Consider the following 17,586-nt stretch of genomic DNA (forward strand, 5'->3'; position numbering starts at 1 on the left):
TAACCCCCTACAGGGCCACCCACTCGATCGAGGTGGTGAGCTCGTCCAGCACCTCGGGGATGGGCTCGAGGCCCAGGCCCGGCCCCTGCGGCACGTCGAGGTGGCCGTCGCGCATCACGAACGGTGCCGTGATGTCGGTCGCGTAGAACCGGTCGCTCGCCGACACGTCGCCGGGCAGCGTGAACCCCGGCAGCGAGGCGAGCGCGACGTTCGCCGCCCGCCCGATGCCGGACTCGACCATTCCACCGCACCACACCGGGATGCCGTGGGCGACCGCGAGGTCGTGGATGCGCCTCGCCTCGAGGTACCCGCCGACACGGCCGGGCTTGATGTTGATGACCGAGGTCGCGCCGAGCCGGATCGCGGCGGCGGCGGTCTGGGCCGAGGTGATCGACTCGTCGAGGCAGATCGGGGTCTGCACGATCTTCGCGAGGTCGGCGTGGCCGAGCACATCCTCCTCTTCGAGCGGCTGCTCGATCAGCAGCAGATCGAAGGCGTCGAGCTTGGCGAGGTGGCGGGCATCCCGGAGCGTGTAGGCGGTGTTGGCGTCGACCTGCAGCTGCACGTCGTCGCCGAAGCGCTCGCGCACCTGTCGTACGGGCTCGACGTCCCAGCCGGGCTCGATCTTCAGCTTGATGCGCACGTACCCCGCGTCGAGATAGCCGCCGACCGCGTCGAGCAGCTGCGGGATCGACTCCATGATGCCCACCGACACTCCGCAGGGCACACGGTCGCGCACCGATCCCAGCTCACGCGCGAACGAGCGGCCCTCGGTGCGCAGTTCGGCATCGAGCACCGCCATCTCGAGCGCGGCCTTGGCCATCCGGTGACCCTTGAACTTCTTGAGCGCTTCGCCGACGGCGTTCGCATCGCGCACTTGCGCCGAGGCGAGCGCCGGGATGAGCCAGCGCTTCATCGCGTCGACGGCCCCCTCGGTGTACTCCGGGGAGTACACCGGATCGAGCAGCGTCACGCATTCGCCCCAGCCGGTCGCGGCATCCGTCACGACCTTCACCAGCAGGATGTCGCGCGCCGTCTGCGTTCCGAACGACGTGCGGAACGGCGAGACCAGCGGCATGGCGACGCGCCTGAGCTCGAACCCCTCGATGTTCATCGGGCGTTTCCCTGTCCCCTTCTCACGATGTACCCCTCTGCACGGTCGAAGCCGACGATGCGTCCGCCGCCGTCCAGCAGCCGGGCGAGCCGGTCACGCACATCCCGACGCCACTCCCCCGCCCGCGCGGGATCGGTGCGGCGCAGCCTCTCGATGTCGGCCGGCACCGCCACGGTGACGATGTCGGGCGCCGTGGCGTCGACGACGAGCGGATGAGCGGATGCCGCGGCCTCGACGTCCGCGTCGAGCAGGTCCCAGCGCACCAGCAGCCGATCGGTGTCGTCGCCGCCGTTGATCGCGTCCGTCATCGGGCCGTAGAAGTTGGCGAGGTACTCGGTCGGACGAGCACGCAGCTTCGCGATGTTGAAGTACGCGTTGCGCGCAACGAGGGGATCGAAAGTCCACTCCACCGCCTCAATGCCCCGCGCGAGCGCCCAGCCGCGCTGGTGCAGCTTGATCGCGAAGCCGACGGCGCGCCCGACGTGCGACGCGGCGACGCCCGCGATGTGGCTGTGCAGCGAATGACGGTCGGGAGTGGAGTGGAACGCGACGGCCGCCCCCACCAGCTCGCTGCCGTCGAAGGCTCCCGAGATGTAGTTGCCCGACTTCGCGAACGCCCGCAGCAGCTCCGGCGGGACCGGCGGGTTGTCGGCGCTGCGGCCCCAGATGCGCGACAGCAGCTCGATCACCGCCGCCTCCTCCTCGAGGCCGGCGACCTCGCGGACCTCCACGCCGGCGCGAGCGGCGACCTCCTCGGCTGCCGACACCGCCGTCGCCGCGGCATCGCGTGCGAACACGACCTCGGTCATGCGTCCTCCTCCCCCGACGCGTTCGCGACGAGATCCGCGACGAGCGCGGCGACCAGCCGCGTGCGCGGCTCGAGCTCGTCGATCAGCACGTGCTCATGCTCGGCATGCGCTCCGCCGCCGACTGCGCCGAGACCGTCCAGCGTCGGCACCCCGATGCCCGCGGTGTAGTTGCCGTCGCTCGCCCCGCCCACCGACACCCCGCTCAGCGGCTCGAGGCCGAGTGCGGCGGCGAGCACCTGCGCGCGGGCGAACAGCTCTGCGGATGCCGCGGCCTCCAGCGGCGGCCGGTTTACGCCGCCTCGCACCCGCACCCGGGCGCCTGGGGTGACGGGGGCGAGGGCGCGCAGCGCCGCATCGACCCGTTCCTGCTCGGCCGCGGTGCGTGCCCGGACGTCGACCGCGACGGAGCCGCGCGCCGGGACGGTGTTCGTGGTGGAACCGGACCCCGCGACGGTCGGGGTCACCGACGTGCCGATCGCGGGGTCCGCGAGCGCGGCCACCGCCAGCACCTCGTGGGCAAGCTCCACGGTGGCGTTCACGCCCTTCTCAGGCTCCAGTCCCGCATGCGCGGCGAGCCCGTCCACCACCACCTCGTAGAGCGAGACGCCCTTGCGCTCGAGCTTGAGGGCCCCGCCGTCGGCGGAGGCCTCGAGCACGAGCGCGGCGCGCGCTCCTCGGGCGGTGTCTTCGATGAGGGCGCAGGAGCTCGGCGAGCCGACCTCCTCGTCGCCCGTGACCAGCAGGGTCACACCGTCGCGATCGGTCAGCGACGCGATCGCGTGCACGGCCATCGCGAGCCCGGCCTTCATGTCGAAGCATCCGGGCCCCCGCAGCATCCCGTCCGAGACGACGAACGGCAGCCGTTCGATCGTGCCCAGCGGCCACACGGTGTCGTGGTGGGCCAGCACGACGACCCGCGTCGCCGCACCGAACCGCCAGCGCAGATGGGTCACCCCGTCGAGCACGATGCGCTCGGGTGCGACCCCCAGTGCCCGCTCGCCGAGCGCAGCGACGACGTCTGCGGAGCGGGCCACGGCGGCGAGGTCGGACGACGGCGACTCGCACTCGACGAGCGCGCGGATGGAGTCGACGATGGTGTCGACTCCGACGGACACGGTCGTCATGCCGGCACTGCGACCTTCTCTTCGTCCTCGATCGGCGACGTGCTGACGGCATCCGATACCTTCGGGGTCGCGCGCGCGCCGAAGTGCACGTACTCCTCGCCGGTCGGGAGCGCGTAGAACGTCACCGTGATCCAGGTCTGGGTGCCGGGCGCCCGCACCGCGAACAGCCTGTCGCCGAGCGCGACCATCGGCAGCTCCTCGGTCGGGTTCGGCTCGAGCTCGGCGAGGGGTCCGAGCACCGTCGAGCGCAGGATCGGTCCGTCGTCGCCGTTCAGGACCTCCATGCGGACGGACGCGCGCTCGTACGTGCCGACGAACGGGGCGATGTCGACCTCGACCGGCTCATCGGGCACGGCCACCGGAGCCTTCATGTCGATGCCCGCGAGCTCGGCGAAGATCTCGCGGTACAGCGACTCGTACAGGTCCCGCGTGTTGCCTCCGTTGGTCAGGAGCGTCACCGCCAGGCCCGACGGACCATGGATGCGCAGGAACGCGGCCTGCCCGATCGTGTTGCCGTCGTGTCCGTACAGGCGCTCGCCGTTCCAGTCGAAGCGGATCCAGCCCAGGCCCCACGAGTCGCCGAGCACGTGCTTGTCGGGCACCTCGGCCTGGAACGCCTGCATCAGCCCGACAGCGTCCTCCGACAGCAGCCGGGTGCCGTCGGCGGTGACGCCGCCCGCCACGTGCAGCCGCGCGAACGCGAGCACGTCCTCGGCGCGCGCGGTGATGAGCCCGGCCGGGCCGACTGAGCGCATCAGCCCCCATGCCGGCGTGACCACCTGCTCGCCGGCGACGTCGACGTGCCCGACGGCGGCGGCGTACCGGATGGCGTCGTCGGGCAGTGTGACCGTGTGCGTGAGCCCGAGCGGCTGGAAGAGCAGCTCCGCCATGGCGGCATCCCACGTCTTGCCGGTGATCTTCTCGATCACCCGGCCCAGCAACGAGAAGCCGGAGTTGCAGTACGACCACGTCGCGCCGAGCGGGTGATTCTGCCCCGCGGTCCTCAGCTCGGCCGTGTACTTCTCCAGCGCGTCGTCGCCCCTGCCCGTGTCGGTGAACACGTCGCCGTCGATGCCGCTCGTGTGGGTGAGCAGGTGCCAGATCGTGACGCCGCCGGTCAGCTCGTCGTCGATCAGCTCGAGCTCGGGCACGACGTCCTTCACCTTCGTGTCGAGCGACAGCTCGCCGCGCTCGATGAGGCGCATGACGACGGTCGCCGTCCACACCTTCGAGATGGAGCCGATCTGAAAGATCGAGTCCTTCGTCACCGGCGCACCCGTCGAGATGTTGCGGTTGAGGGTTCCGTGCGAGGCGGTCACGATCTCGTCGTCGCGCCGGTCGCCCACCCGCAGGATGCCGAGCTGGGCACCGGGCACCTTGTGCAGCTTCGCGAGCGCACCGAGCCGGCGCTGCCAGTGCGCGACGTCGATCGCGGCCGGGCGGGCGCCGGCGGCATCCCCCGCGTACTGCTCGACCCAGTCGACGATGCGCCGGTTGTAGTCCAGGCGGTGACTGGGCGTGCCGAGGATCGGGAAGATGTGGCTGCCGCCCGGGTAGATGACCAGGCGCGTGGGAACGCCGCTCTCGCGCAGCGCGTAGTGCCACTGCTCGGCCTGGCCGATCGGGCACCGCACGTCGTCGCCGCCGTGCAGCACGAGTGTCGGCGTGCTCACCCGCTCGACCTGCGCGTACGGCGACATCGCCGCGAGGCGCTCACGGTCGGCCGCTCGCCAGGGCATGGCGCCGACCTCGAACACGTTGAGCAGGTGTGCTTCGTCACTCGTCCCGCCCATGCTCGTGAGGTCGCTGACCACGCCGCCGGTGACCGCGGCCGCGAAGCGGTCGTCGCGGCTCGTGAGGTAGCAGGTCATGAACCCGCCGTAGCTGTAGCCGGCGATCGCCAGACGCCGCGGGTCGGCGATCCCGTCCGCGACGAGCCGGTCGATCGGCTCGAGGAAGTCGTTCGCATCGGCCTCGCCCCAGCCGCCGTCGACCGCGGTGAAGAACTCCTCGCCGTAGCCGTCGCTTCCGCGCGGATTGATCATGAGCACGCTCCAACCGCGCGCGACGAGCTCCTGGTGGTACAGGTGCATGTCGTCGACCGCGCCGTTCCACGCATTGTGCGGTCCGCCGTGCACGTCGACCAGCAGCGGAGTCGGACCGGATGCCTCGGGGTCGCGCAGCAGCCAGCCCTGCACGGTGGTGCCGTCGCCGATGAGGAACTCACGCGACTCGCGGACGAACAGCTCGACGCCGCCCGGAACCGCGCCCTGCTCCGACACGACGGTCTCGTCGCCCGACGCCAGGTCGACACGCACGATCTGGCCGAACGACGTCGGCGTCCCGAGCCCGACCGCTGCGACGCCGCCCTGCACCGACAGCCCCGAGACGACCCGTCCCTCGCCGCCGAGCACCAGCCGCGGCTCACCGCCGTCCAGCGGCACCGCATAGAGGTGGGAGCAGCCGCGGTCGCGCACCGCGAAGATGACCTCTCCCGCCGCCGAGACCTGCGGCAGCCCACCCGGGTACGCCGGGGCCCCCGGCATGACGTTGCGGTCGAGCGCGCCGGCGAGCTCGGTCGCCGCGCCGGTGGCGAGCGACACCGAGTAGAGCCGTGCGATGCCGGACGGATCCCCCGCCCAGCCGACCACGACGAGCCGTTCGCCGTCGGGTGCGTAGGCGACCGTCGCGGCGGCGCCGTCGGCGAAGGCGACGACCCGGGCCGCCGCCGCAGGGTCGCCGGGATCGATCACGTGCACCGCCGAGCGGTAGGTCAGGTCGTCGATACCCGCCGGCTTCGCCGCGAAGGCGATGCGCGTGCCGTCCGGAGACCACGAGGGACTGGTGGCATGCGCGTCGGCCGAGGTGAGCTGCCGGGTCTCGCCGCTGGCGACGTCGAGCACGTGCACCTGCATGCGCGCACCGCGCAGGTACCCGGTGCCGTCGGCCTGGTACCCGATGCCGTCGGCGACGATCGGCGCGCCCGCGCGCTTCGAGCGGTCATCGGCGGACTCGCCGTCGCTCGCCTCGAGGTCGACGGGCGCCGAGAACGCGATCTTCGCGCCGTCCGGGCTCCACACCGCTGCACCCGCCCCGAGCGCGAGGCTGGTGCGCTGGTCGGCTTCGCCGCCCGCGATCGGCAGGGTCCACAGCTGGCCGTCGCGCAGGAACGCGAGCGTCTGCCCGTCGGGCGAGAACACCGGTGCGGAATCGGCCGTGCCCCGCGTGAGGCGGCGGGCGGCGGCATCCGACTCCGCGATCCACAGCGAACTCGTCGCGCGATCGGCATCGCCGTCGACGCCGCCCAGCACGTAGGCGATGCGGGAGCCGTCAGGCGACAGTGCCGGCTGGCTCGGGACGGTGATCTCGAGCAGGTCGTCGATGCGCAGTCTGCGGGTCATGGGTTGCTCCTCAGGGTGTCGGGACGGATGGGATGCGGCCGGGGATGGCGGCCAGGAGTTCACGCGTGTAGGGGTCCTGCGGGGCGGCGAGCACGTCGGCGGTCGGCCCCTCCTCGACGATGCGGCCGCCGTGCATGACGGCCACCCGCGAGGCGACGTAACGCACCACGGCGAGGTTGTGCGAGATGAAGAGCATCGACAGGCCGAGCTCGGCCTGCAGCTCCCGCACGAGGTTGAGGATCGCTCCCTGGATCGAGACGTCGAGGGCCGACGTGATCTCGTCGGCGATGAGCACATCCGGCCGGCCCGCAAGGGCTCGCGCGATCGCGACGCGCTGGCGCTGGCCGCCCGACAGCTGCGCGGGGTACGCCCCCGCCCGCCCCGGGTCGATGTGCACCAGGTCGAGCAGCCGCGCCACCTCGTCACGGCGCGCGGACCGCGCCAGACGGTGCGGCAGGATCTCGGCCACGCTCTCGCCGATCGTCATGCGCGGGTCCAGCGACGAGTAGGGGTCTTGGAAGACCATCTGAAGCGGGCGGCGGCCATGTCGCACATCGACGGCCTCGCCGTCGATGAGGATGCGCCCGTCATGCACAGGAACGAGCCCGACCGCCGCCCGGGCAATGGTGGACTTGCCGGAACCCGACTCGCCCACAAGTCCGACAACCTCGCCGTCGGGCACAGTGAGGCTCACCCCGTCCACCGCGGTCATGCCGTTGCGGCCGGACCCGAAGCGGACTGTCACATTCTCGAAGCGCAGCTCGCTCACGCGACGACCTCCTCGACGTCGCGCGCGGTGGCCAGCGCCGCGAGCGGCTCGTCGGCGTGCCAGCACGCCACGCGGTCTCCCGTGGCGGTCGTCACCAGCTCGGGGTCGACCTTCTCGCAGTGCGCGTCGGCGAGGGGGCATCGGGCCGCGAAGGCGCACCCCGTGGGCACGTCCGCCGGATCCACCGGCCGGCCGGGGACGGTCGCGAGCGGCTGGGAGATGTCGGTGTGCATGTCGGGGACTGCCGCGAGCAGCGCCCGCGTGTACGGATGCCGCGCCCGTGCCAGTTGCGATGCCGGAAGGTCCTCCACGATCCGTCCCGCGTACATCACCAGCACGCGGTCGCAGATCTCGGCGACGACGGAGACGTCGTGGCTGATCAGCAGGATGGCGACGTCATCCTCGTCCCTGATCGACTTCAGCAGGTTGAGCACCTGCTGCTGCACCGTCACGTCGAGCGCCGTCGTGGGCTCGTCCGCGATGACGAGCCGCGGGTTGCCCATCAGGCCCATGCCGATCATGGCGCGCTGGCGCATGCCGCCGGAGAACTCGTGCGGGTACTGCCGCGCCCGCCGGTCGGGCTCGGCGATGCGGACGGCACTGAGCCGGTCGACGGCGCGGTCACGCGCCTGACGCCGGGTCAGCCCGTGGTGCTGCGACGAGACCTCGGCCAGCTGCGCCCCGACCCGCTTGGTCGGGTTGAAGCTCGTCATCGGGTCCTGGAACACCATCGCCAGGGACGTGCCGAGCAGACGGCGGTGATCGGCGGGATCGCCTTCCAGCAGGTCGGCGCCGACGAAGCGCAGCGTCCCGGCATCCACGACCCCCGGCTCCTCCACCAGCTGCGCGATCGAGAGTGCCGTGAGCGACTTTCCCGAACCGGACTCCCCGACGATGCCGACGACCTCTCCGCTCCGGAGCGAGAACGCCACCCCGCGAACGGGCTGCACCGGCCCGTGCACCCCGGGGAACGTCACGGTGAGGTCGCGCACCGCGAGGACCTCGTCGACGGGTGCGGGACCGGATGCCCCCGCCGCCCGTCGCGGTTGCACCGACGCCAGCCGGGCCACGATGCCGGTGGCTTCGACACCGAGCGCGCGTGCCGCCGCCTCGCCGACGAGGTTGAACGCGAGGCCGGCGATCACGACCGCGATCCCGGGTGCGAGCGCCGCGAGCGGGTTGAGGTAGATGCCCGACAGGCCCTCCATCATCAGACGGCCCCAGTCGTACTCCGGCGGCTGGATGCCCAGCCCCAGGAACGACAGGCCCGCGAAGGCGAGCAGCGCGCCGCCCGCGCCGATCGTCGCGTTGACGATGAGCGGCTCGCCGATGTTCGGGAGGATGTGCCGGAAGAGCACGCGGAAGCGGCCGATGCCGCCCACCCGCGCGGCCGCCACGAAGTCCCGCGAGGCGACTCCCGCGACGAGCGTGTGGCACAGCCGCGCGAAGCTCGGGGCACCGGCGAGTCCGATCGCGAGGGTCGCCCCCAGCCACCCCGTCCCGAAGATCACGGCGAAGAACAGGGCGAGCAGCAGTGCGGGGAAGGCGACCGCGATGCCGACGAGCCAGGTGATCGGCTTGCCGGCACGGCCCAGCAGCAGTGGTGCGACGCCGAGGACAAGTCCGACCGACACCGCGACGAGGGTGGCGACGAGCGCGAGGACGACCGAGAGCCGCGTCGCCACGAGAACGCGCAGCAGCAGGTCGCGCCCCAGTCCGTCGGTGCCGATGGGATGCTCCGGCGACGGGCCCGCCAGGATGTCGTCGGTGTCGACGGCGGCGGCCTGCTCGCCCCACAGGATCGGCGCGAGGATCGCGGTCAGCAGGACGATCGCGAGCAGGATCGCGGCCGCCGCGCCGAGCGGCGTGCGGAGGGTTCGGCTCACGGCGCCCACGTCAGCTGTCCGCCACGGTCGTACGAGGATCGAGGATCGCGAGGGTCGCGTCGACGATCGTGTTGATGATCAGCACGCCCGCGCCGTAGACGAGCACCGTCGCCTGAGCCATCGGGTAGTCCTTGGTCTGTATGGAGCTGACGATCGTCGAGCCGAGGCCGGGCCACGCGAACACGTTCTCGACGAGCACGGTGCCCACCACGAGCGAGCTGAGCAGGAGTCCTGCGAGGGTCAGTGTCGCGGTCACCGCGTTGGGCAGCGCATGGCTGAGGTAGACGCGCCACGCCGGCAGCCGCTTGGCGCGCGCGGTGCGCACGAAGTCCGCGCCGAGCACGGCGAGCATCTCGACCCGCACGATGCGCGCGAGAACGGCGGCCGGTCCGAGCGCGAGCGCGATCACGGGGAGGATGTACGACTCGGGGCCGCTGCGGCCGGCGATCGGCAGCCAGCCGAGCGCGACGCCGAACACCGACACGAGCGCGACGCCCAGCAGGAAGTCGGGGATCGCCGAGAGGAAGATGCTGCCCGACGCGAAGCCGAGTTCGAGCTTGCGGCCACGGCCCCGCCGGGTCGCCACGGCGATCGCGACGCCGACCGGGACCGACACGATGACGGCGAAGACGAACGCGAGCACCGCGAGGCTGAGCGTCGCCGGCAGGCGCTGGGCGATCGTCTGCGCGACCGGGAGCCCGGTCTGGATCGACGTGCCGAAGTCGCCCGTGAGCACGCCCTTGAGGTAGTCGAAGTACTGCACGATCAGCGGATCGTCCAGCCCGAGTGACGCACGCTTGGCCGCGACGAGTTCGGCCGACGCGGTCGGGCCGAGCGCGGCGCGCACGGGGTCGCCCGGGATGAGGTGGATCATCAGGAACGCCGCGGTCACCAGGACCCACAGCGACACCAGCAGCCGCCCGGTCCTGCGGGCGATGAACCGGGGCCAGCGATGGTCGCGGGCTCGGCGCTCCGTTCCCGTGGACAGGGCGGCTGCTGAAGTCATGAGTGCGTGTTCCTTCTCACGCCGGTCGCCCGGCGCTGCTCACTGGGAGGTGCGGGTCAGCCGGCGATCAGCCGGATGCTGGTCGGCACGATCTGGTCGAGCATGGTGAACTCGGCGCCCTTGGCATAGGTCTTGACGACGTTGTTGGCGAAGGGGACCACGTCGGCGGCCGTGAACAGCGCCGTCTCGGCTTCCTTCCACGTGTCGCAGCCCTCCGCCCCGACCATTCCCATCGCCGTGGCGACTCCCGCCTCGTAGTCGGCGTTGTGGATGCCTGCGAAGTTCGTGCCGTCGGGTGCCGATGCTCCCGAGACGAAGCCGACCACCTGGTCGGGGTTGCTGACGTTCAGCGGCACCCACGCGACATCCCACGCACCGCTGCCGAAGATCGTGCCGGTGAGGGTCGTCGAGTCGTTCTGGGTCGGCGTGGCCTTCACGCCGATCTCCTCCCATTGCTGGGTCGCGAGCTCCGCCGCCGAGGTACCGCCGGTGCCGAGGGTGTTCGCGTAGAGGAACGTCAGCTCGAGCTTCACGCCGTCCTTCTCGCGGATGCCGTCGGCGCCGGGAACCCAGCCCGCTTCGTCGAGCGCCGCGTTCGCGGCATCCACGTCGAACACGGGCACGTTGCCGCTGACCGCGTCGTAGTCGCACGTCGACGGCGGGAGCACCGTCAGGCGCGTCGCGGGCTCGCCGGCGTTGCTCGTGACGACCTTCTGCAGTTCCGCGAGGTCGAGTGCCTGCGTGAGCGCCATGCGGACGGCGGGGTCGCTGGTGGCGTGCCCGGCGTTCTGGTTGTACCACTGCTCGCCGACGAGGGCGGGAAGCCCTTGGGAGAACAGACCGGCGGCCTCCAGGCGCGCCGCGTCGGGACCCACGATCGAGGCGGCGTTGATCTCTCCGGACAGCACGAGATTCGCCGCTGTGGTCTCGTTGGGGATGATGCGGGCGACGATCTGTGCGGGCAGCCCCTCCTGGTCGGCGGTGACGCCGCCGGGTCCCCACGCGTAGTCCTCGTTGAGTTCGTAGGTGTAGTGGTCGTTGGGCACGGCATCTGTGAGGACGTACGGCCCGGTGCCGAGCGTGGCTGCGGTGAGCTGATCGCGGTCGTCGAGGCCAGCGGCGCAGACCATGGGGACGTTCGCGAGGCCCTCCAGGGCGAACGGCGCCGGTGCGGCGAGCTCGATCGTGATGGTGCTGCCGTCGGCCTCGGCGCTCGCGACGGGAGCGAGGAACGATCCGAGGAACGGGCTCTGGTTCTCGGGGTCGGCGATCCAGAGGATGTTCGCGACTGCGGTGTCGGCCGTGAAGTCCGAGCCGTCCGAGCAGGTGATGCCGTCGTTGAGCGTGAGCGTGATCGTCGTGCCGTCGATCGACCAGTCGCTCGCGAGCTGCGACTGCACCTTGCCGTCCTGGTCGATCGACACGAGCCGGTCATAGGCGAAGGCCGACAGCTGGAACAGCGTGCTCACCGCGGATGCCTGCGGATCGAGGGCGCCGGGGTCGGCGACCATCGAGATGGTGAACGTACCGCCGTCGACATAGCCGGATGACCCCCCGCCGTCGTCGCCTGCGCCGGAGCATCCGGCGAGTGCGGCGACGGCGACGGCGGTCACGGCGACGGCCACGGCAGACCTCGTGAAGGAGTGCATGCGATCTCATTCCTGATGCGGGGGATGGTGCGGCGGTGTGGCCGCGTGCTGTGGAGGAGTGGTTCAGTCGACGCGGCCGATGGCGCGTCCGTAGTGGATGTACTTGCTGCGGCCGGCGCCGTCGTCACCCAGGAAGGCGTAGATGACGTGCATCTCTTTCATGGTCGGCTCGACGGCGATCAGCGCGCCCTCGCTCAGCCCGACGAGCTCGACGTGCTCGGGCTTCTGCCCCATCTCGGCCATGATCCCCTTGGGGTTGCTGTCCAGCCAGATCCTGCCGTCGTCGTCGAGGCTGACGGTCATGTCGAAGGTCGAGTTCGAGTACGAGCCGAGGTACGGCGTCGCGTCGACCGGCTCGGGTTCGGCCGGAGGCTTGCGGAATCCGTGCAGCTCCACACCGGCGACCTCGCTCACGATCTTCTTCACGGTGCTGTCGAACAGCGCCATCACGTCGCCGCCGTTGGTCAGCATGGCCACGGCGAGCCCCGCCTCGGGGATCACCCGGAGGAACGCCGACTGACCGATCGTGCCGCCGTCGTGGCCGATGACGGACGGCCCTCCCTCCACGAAGATCTCCCAGCCGAGGCCCCACGCGTCACCCATGCCGGTGAGCGTCGGCAGCTTCACCTGCGTGCGCTGCATGTCGGCGACGGATGCCTCCGACAGCACGCGCGTGCCGTCTGCGGCGACTCCGCCCGCGAGGTGCATCTGCGCGAAGGCGACCAGATCGCGCGGCGTCATGGCGAGCATGGATCCGGCGGGCTCGTTCGACTTCGCGAGCGCCCACACGGGAGCGGGCGTCTCGGTGCCGTCCTCGCCGGGACCCATGTGGCCGACGGCGGCGCGGAACAGGATCGCCTCGTAGGCGCTGGGGGCGACGTGCGTGAGCCCGAGGGGAGCCACGAGGTGCTCGACGAGGACCGTCGACCACGGCTTCGCGCGCAGCACCTCGACGAGCCGCCCGAGCACGCTGAACCCGGCGTTGTTGTAGGCGAACAGCTCGCCCGGGGTGAAGACCTGCGGCAGCTCGCCGAGCGTGGCGAGGTACTTCTCGATCGCGTCATCGCCGCGTCCGGTGTCGGTGAAGACATCGCCCTCGAAACCGGCGCGGTGGCTCAGCAGCTGACGCGTCGTGATCGCGGCCGCCGCGCTCTCGTCGGCGATGCGGAACTCCGGGAGGTAACTGCGGATCGGGGCGTCGAGGTCGAGCAGCCCGTCGTCGACGAGCTGCATGACCAGCGTGGTCGTCCACACCTTCGTGATCGAGCCGATCTGGAACACGGAGTCCACGGTGGCCTCGACACCGGTCGCGGTGCTCAGCACCCCGGCGGCGGCCTCGACCACCTCGCCGTCCATGAGGACGGCGATCGAGGCGCCGGGGACGCCATGATCGCTCACCAGTCGGGCGAACTCGGTGGCGAGGAAGGCGGAGACGTCAGCGCGGGTGTCCATGCGGATACGATAAGGAGCGCTCGGCGGCGACCTTTCGTCTGATCCGACAAATCGAGTGCGCCCCGCTCATCGGATCGGACAACCGACGGGTGGGATCGACGTGAGCCGCGCGAACGCCTCGTTCGTCGGACCGGAGACGGACCGCGCGACGTCAGTCGGTCGCGGGCTCGCCCGAGAGGAGGCCGCGCAGCCAGTCGCGCGCCTCGACGAACACGTCGTCGGCGTAGCGCTCGGGGTAGTGCACCACGGCGCGATCGGCGCGCGGGTACGAGCCCAGGAACGTGACGCGCGGGCTGAACCGGCGCAGTCCCATGAGGGCGTCGGCCATGCGCTCGTCCTGCAGGTGCCCGTCGGCGTCGACGACGAACCGGTACCGGCCGAGCTCGTCGCCGATCGGCCGCGAGGCCAGTAGCGACAGGTTGATGCCGCGCGTCGCGAACTGCTCGAGCATCTCGAGCAGGGCACCGGGGTGGTCGTCGGGCAGCTCGACGATGAGCGAGGTCTTGTCGGCGCCGGTGGGCTCGGGCGGCACGACGGTCCGCGCGACGAGCACGAAGCGGGTCACCGCGTTCGGGTTGTCGCCGATGTTCGAGGCGAGCAGCTCGAGCTCGTGGTGCTCGAGGATGCCCGGAGGGGCGATCGCGGCATCCGCGTCGCTGGATCCGTCGAGCAGGCCCATGGCGCTGGCGACGTTGCTCGCGGCGGGCACGTGAGCATGCGCCGGCAGCGCGTGCGAGAGCCACTGCAGGCACTGCGCATAGGCCACGGGGTGCGCGGCGATCAGGGTGACGTCTTCGAGGCGCGCGCCCGGCCGGCCGACGAGCACGAACTCGACGGGCACGAGGTACTCCCCCACGATCCGCAGGCCCGGGATCGTCGCCAGCGCGTCCTGCGCCGTGGACACGCCACCGTCGACCGAGTTCTCGATCGCGATCATGGCGGCGTCCGAGCGGCCCTCGACAACGTCGGCGAGCGCTTCGCCGACGTTGCGCACCGGGCGCCATTCGTGGCCGCGAGCCTCGGGGACCTGGGCCAGCGCCGCCTCGGTGAAAGTCCCGGCGGGTCCCAGATAGCTGTACGTGCGACGCACGGGGGCGGGGTCCTGGGTACCGTCGAGCTCGGAAGTCACGCGTGCCAGCCTATTCCGGTCCGCCCGCGACACGAACCGTGCGCGCGGGCCGCGAGCCAGGCAGACTAGGCGCATGAGTCGCGCAGGACAGCCCGCCGAACCCTCCGACCTCATCGACATCGATGAGCTGATCGCCGCCTACTACGACATCTCGCCAGACCCCGCGGTCGCCGAGCAGCGCGTGGTCTTCGGCACGAGCGGCCATCGCGGCTCCTCGCTGTCGGGCAGCTTCAACGAGGCCCACATCCTCGCCACGACGCAGGCGATCGTCGACTACCGCCGCACGCAGGGCATCGAAGGGCCGCTGTTCCTCGGCCGCGACACGCACGGCCTGTCGCTGCCCGCCGAGCGCAGCGCGATCGAGGTGCTCGTCGCCAACGGCGTCGACGTGCGCGTCGATTCGCGTGACGCGTGGGTGCCGACCCCCGCTCTCAGCCACGCGATCCTCGCGTACAACCGCGGGAGGGATGCCGCCGACCCCGGCCGCGCCGACGGCATCGTCGTCACGCCCAGCCACAACCCGCCGCGCGACGGCGGCTTCAAGTACAACCCGCCGAACGGCGGACCGGCCGACACCGACGCCACCGGCTGGATCGCGGACCGCGCGAACGAGCTCATCGCCGGCGGCCTGCAGGACGTCCGGCGCACGCCGTACAAGGACATCGACGGCGACACGCTCGGCGACTACGACTTCCGCGACGCGTACGTGCGCGACCTCGCGAACATCATCGACGTCGAGGCGATCCGCCGGGCCGGGGTGCGCATCGGCGCCGACCCGCTCGGCGGCGCCTCGGTGGAGTACTGGGCGCTCATCGCCGAGGTGCACGGGCTCGACCTCACCGTCGTGAACCCCGACGTCGACCCGACGTGGCGCTTCATGACGCTGGACTGGGACGAGAAGATCCGCATGGATCCGTCGTCGCCGTCGGCGATGGCGGGCCTCATCGGCCGTCGCCACGAGTACGACGTGCTCACGGGCAACGACGCGGACGCCGACCGCCACGGGATCGTGACCCCCGACGCCGGCCTCATGAACCCGAACCACTACCTCGCCGTCGCGATCGACTACCTGTACTCGCACCGTCCCGAGTGGCCGGCGGATGCCGCCGTGGGCAAGACGCTGGTCAGCTCGATGATCATCGACCGCGTCGCCGAGTCGCTCGACCGGCCGCTGCTGGAGGTGCCGGTCGGCTTCAAGTGGTTCGTGCCCGGGCTGCTCGACGGCTCGGTCGCCTTCGGCGGCGAGGAGTCCGCGGGAGCATCGTTCCTGCGCTTCGACGGCAGCGTGTGGACCACCGACAAGGACGGCATCCTGCTGTGCCTGCTGGCCGCCGAGATCATCGCGGTGACGGGCAAGACGCCCTCGCAGCGCTACGCCGAACTCGAGGCCGAGTTCGGAGCCTCGGCCTACCAGCGGGTGGATGCTCCGGCATCCCCCGCCCAGAAGGCCGCCCTCGGCAAGCTCGCCCCGGAGGCCGTGACCGCGACCGAGCTCGCGGGCGAGCCCATCACGGCCAAGCTGTCGCACGCGCCGGGCAACGGCGCCGCGATCGGAGGGCTGAAGGTGCAGACCGAGCACGCGTGGTTCGCCGCGCGCCCCTCGGGAACCGAGGACGTCTACAAGCTGTACGCCGAGTCGCTGCGCGGCCCCGAGCACCTCGCGCAGGTGCAGGCCGAGGCGCGCGAAGTGGTGTCGCAGGCCCTCGCGGGCGCCTGAGCCACGGCGGCGCGCCGCACCTGCAGCCGCATGCAGCGATCAGGACCGCACGGCGCCGCGGCGGCGGGTGAACAGCACGTACAGGCCGAGCACGATGATCGACCCCAGGATCGATCCGATGATGCCCGACGGCTGCAGGAAGCCGCCGTTGGGGTCGCTGCCGAACAGCAGGTAGCCCAGGAAGCCGCCGACGAACGAGCCGACGATTCCGAGCACGATGGTCAGCAGGATCCCCATGCTCTGCTTGCCGGGGATGAGGGCGCGAGCGATGAGACCTGCGATCAGGCCGACGATGATCAGGCCGAGAATTGTCCAGAGCATGATTCCTCCTCCGTCTCTGGGCGCCTGCCGGGTGTGAGACGCCCGCTGCGAGATGCCCCTGACGCTAGCGCGCGGCGATCCGCGGGGATTGCCTCTACCAAAAACGGACGGAACGCGGTACATTCCCGCTCGCACTCAGGGATCAAAGTTGGGAATGCGTTTTCCGTTTCTGTCCGCGACAATGGACGCATGACCGATCTGACCCTCCGCCTGAACGACGCCGAGGGCGTCGTCACCACGTCGGGCGTCGACATCGCCCGCTACGCGTTCGACGGCGGCGGTGCGGTCTCAGAGGGACCGAAGCCGTTCCTGCATCCCCTCCGCACGCTCGACGGCGCTCCCCTCACCGCGTACCGGCCGTGGGACCACCGCTGGCACAAGGGGCTTCAGCTGACCTGGACGCACGTGTCGGGCGAGAACTTCTGGGGCGGGCCGACGTATCGCCGTGAGAGCGGGTACGTGCAGCTCGACAACGTCGGACGCATGCGTCACGACGCCTTCACGGAGGTGGTGGATGCCGGTCCCGCGGTGTCGTTCGTCGAGCAGCTGACCTGGATCACCCGGGCCGGTGCGTCGTGGATCGCAGAGACGCGGACCCACCGCTTCCACGGCGTCGACCCGAAGCGCGGACTGTGGATCCTGGACTTCGCCACGACGCTGCGCAACATCGCCGGACGCGACCTGGAGCTGGGAAGCCCCACCACGCAGGGGCGGCCGAACGCGGGCTACACCGGCTACGTGATCCGCATGCCGCGCGCGTGGACGGGCGGCCGCGTGCTCGCCGGCGGGCTCCCCGACGACGTGGGGCCGGACGCGATCATGGGCGCCGAATCGCCATGGGTGGCGTTCTCGGGCCAGCACGACGAGGTCGACGGCGGCGGCACGGTGCTCGCGTATGCGGGCACCTCGACGGGCGGGCCGGCGATCCGCTGGTTCGTGCGCAGCGAGCCCACGCCGATCCTCGCGCCGTCACCCTCGTTCGCCGAGCACATCGTGCTCGCTCCGGGCGACGAGCTGTCGCTCACCCACCGGCACGTGTTCGGCGACCGCGTCTGGACCCCGGATGAGACGCGGATGCTGGCGGCCGAGCTGGCGCCGTAGGCCGCAGGGGGGGCGGCCGGGTCCGATCGGCGGCTCGCGACGTTTCGTCTCGCTCCGCTCGCTCAACGACCGGAAAGTCCCTGTTCACCCCGCGGGAGCTCGCCGCGT

At 71.2% G+C, this 17,586-nt stretch carries 13 protein-coding genes; 2 read left to right on the forward strand and 11 right to left on the reverse strand.

Going from position 1 to position 17,586, the window contains the following annotated elements; all coding sequences use genetic code 11:
* Window positions 1–7 precede the first annotated feature (7 nt).
* The 10 genes from menC to pheA all read right to left on the reverse strand — a co-directional run bounded on the left by menC (window position 8) and on the right by pheA (window position 14,339).
* Window positions 8–1,114, reverse strand: coding sequence for an o-succinylbenzoate synthase (menC, locus tag IF188_RS02325; RefSeq protein ID WP_191170145.1), 1,107 nt, complete (start codon window positions 1,112–1,114; stop codon window positions 8–10).
* A complete protein-coding gene (locus tag IF188_RS02330) occupies window positions 1,111–1,923 on the reverse strand; it encodes a GNAT family N-acetyltransferase (RefSeq protein ID WP_191170146.1) in 813 nt (270 codons plus the stop codon). The genes menC and IF188_RS02330 overlap by 4 nt, the downstream gene beginning before the upstream one ends.
* Window positions 1,920–3,047, reverse strand: a complete 1,128-nt coding sequence (locus IF188_RS02335; RefSeq protein ID WP_191170147.1) for a M20 family metallopeptidase — start codon at window positions 3,045–3,047, stop codon at window positions 1,920–1,922. Before IF188_RS02335 ends, IF188_RS02330 begins: the two co-directional genes overlap by 4 nt.
* Window positions 3,044–6,448 (reverse strand): serine hydrolase, encoded by a 3,405-nt coding sequence (locus IF188_RS02340; protein ID WP_191170148.1) that lies wholly within the window; start codon window positions 6,446–6,448, stop codon window positions 3,044–3,046. Before IF188_RS02340 ends, IF188_RS02335 begins: the two co-directional genes overlap by 4 nt.
* A gap of 10 nt (window positions 6,449–6,458) precedes the next feature.
* Entirely contained in the window at window positions 6,459–7,217 is a 759-nt protein-coding gene (locus IF188_RS02345) for an ABC transporter ATP-binding protein (protein WP_191170149.1), read from the reverse strand.
* Complete coding sequence (locus IF188_RS02350) at window positions 7,214–9,103, reverse strand: dipeptide/oligopeptide/nickel ABC transporter permease/ATP-binding protein (RefSeq protein WP_318152726.1); 1,890 nt, start codon at window positions 9,101–9,103, stop codon at window positions 7,214–7,216. The genes IF188_RS02345 and IF188_RS02350 overlap by 4 nt, the downstream gene beginning before the upstream one ends.
* Before the next feature lie 10 nt (window positions 9,104–9,113).
* The gene (locus IF188_RS02355; protein WP_191170151.1) at window positions 9,114–10,109 is read right to left on the reverse strand and encodes an ABC transporter permease; all 996 of its coding nucleotides are present in this window, start codon (window positions 10,107–10,109) and stop codon (window positions 9,114–9,116) included.
* A 56-nt stretch (window positions 10,110–10,165) separates the two neighbouring features.
* Window positions 10,166–11,758, reverse strand: a complete 1,593-nt coding sequence (locus tag IF188_RS02360) for an ABC transporter substrate-binding protein (protein ID WP_191170152.1) — start codon at window positions 11,756–11,758, stop codon at window positions 10,166–10,168.
* 63 nt (window positions 11,759–11,821) lie between these two features.
* On the reverse strand, window positions 11,822–13,210 hold the full coding sequence (locus IF188_RS02365) for a serine hydrolase domain-containing protein (protein WP_191170153.1): 1,389 nt from the start codon (window positions 13,208–13,210) through the stop codon (window positions 11,822–11,824).
* Between the two features lie 151 nt (window positions 13,211–13,361).
* On the reverse strand, window positions 13,362–14,339 hold the full coding sequence (gene pheA / locus IF188_RS02370; RefSeq protein WP_191170154.1) for a prephenate dehydratase: 978 nt from the start codon (window positions 14,337–14,339) through the stop codon (window positions 13,362–13,364).
* 73 nt (window positions 14,340–14,412) lie between these two features.
* On the opposite strand from pheA, the gene pgm reads away from it, so the two are divergent.
* Window positions 14,413–16,056, forward strand: a complete 1,644-nt coding sequence (pgm, locus tag IF188_RS02375) for a phosphoglucomutase (alpha-D-glucose-1,6-bisphosphate-dependent) (RefSeq protein ID WP_191170155.1) — start codon at window positions 14,413–14,415, stop codon at window positions 16,054–16,056.
* 39 nt (window positions 16,057–16,095) lie between these two features.
* On the opposite strand, the gene IF188_RS02380 is transcribed toward pgm, so the two are convergent.
* Window positions 16,096–16,377, reverse strand: coding sequence for a GlsB/YeaQ/YmgE family stress response membrane protein (locus IF188_RS02380; protein ID WP_141895049.1), 282 nt, complete (start codon window positions 16,375–16,377; stop codon window positions 16,096–16,098).
* A gap of 189 nt (window positions 16,378–16,566) precedes the next feature.
* Here IF188_RS02380 and IF188_RS02385 point away from each other — a divergent pair, with 189 nt between their 5' ends.
* Window positions 16,567–17,478: a DUF6807 domain-containing protein gene (locus IF188_RS02385; RefSeq protein WP_191170156.1), complete on the forward strand. Its 912-nt coding sequence runs from the start codon at window positions 16,567–16,569 to the stop codon at window positions 17,476–17,478.
* Window positions 17,479–17,586 lie beyond the last annotated feature (108 nt).

Source organism: Microbacterium helvum, assembly GCF_014779795.1.
In the GTDB taxonomy this organism is placed as follows: domain Bacteria; phylum Actinomycetota; class Actinomycetes; order Actinomycetales; family Microbacteriaceae; genus Microbacterium; species Microbacterium helvum.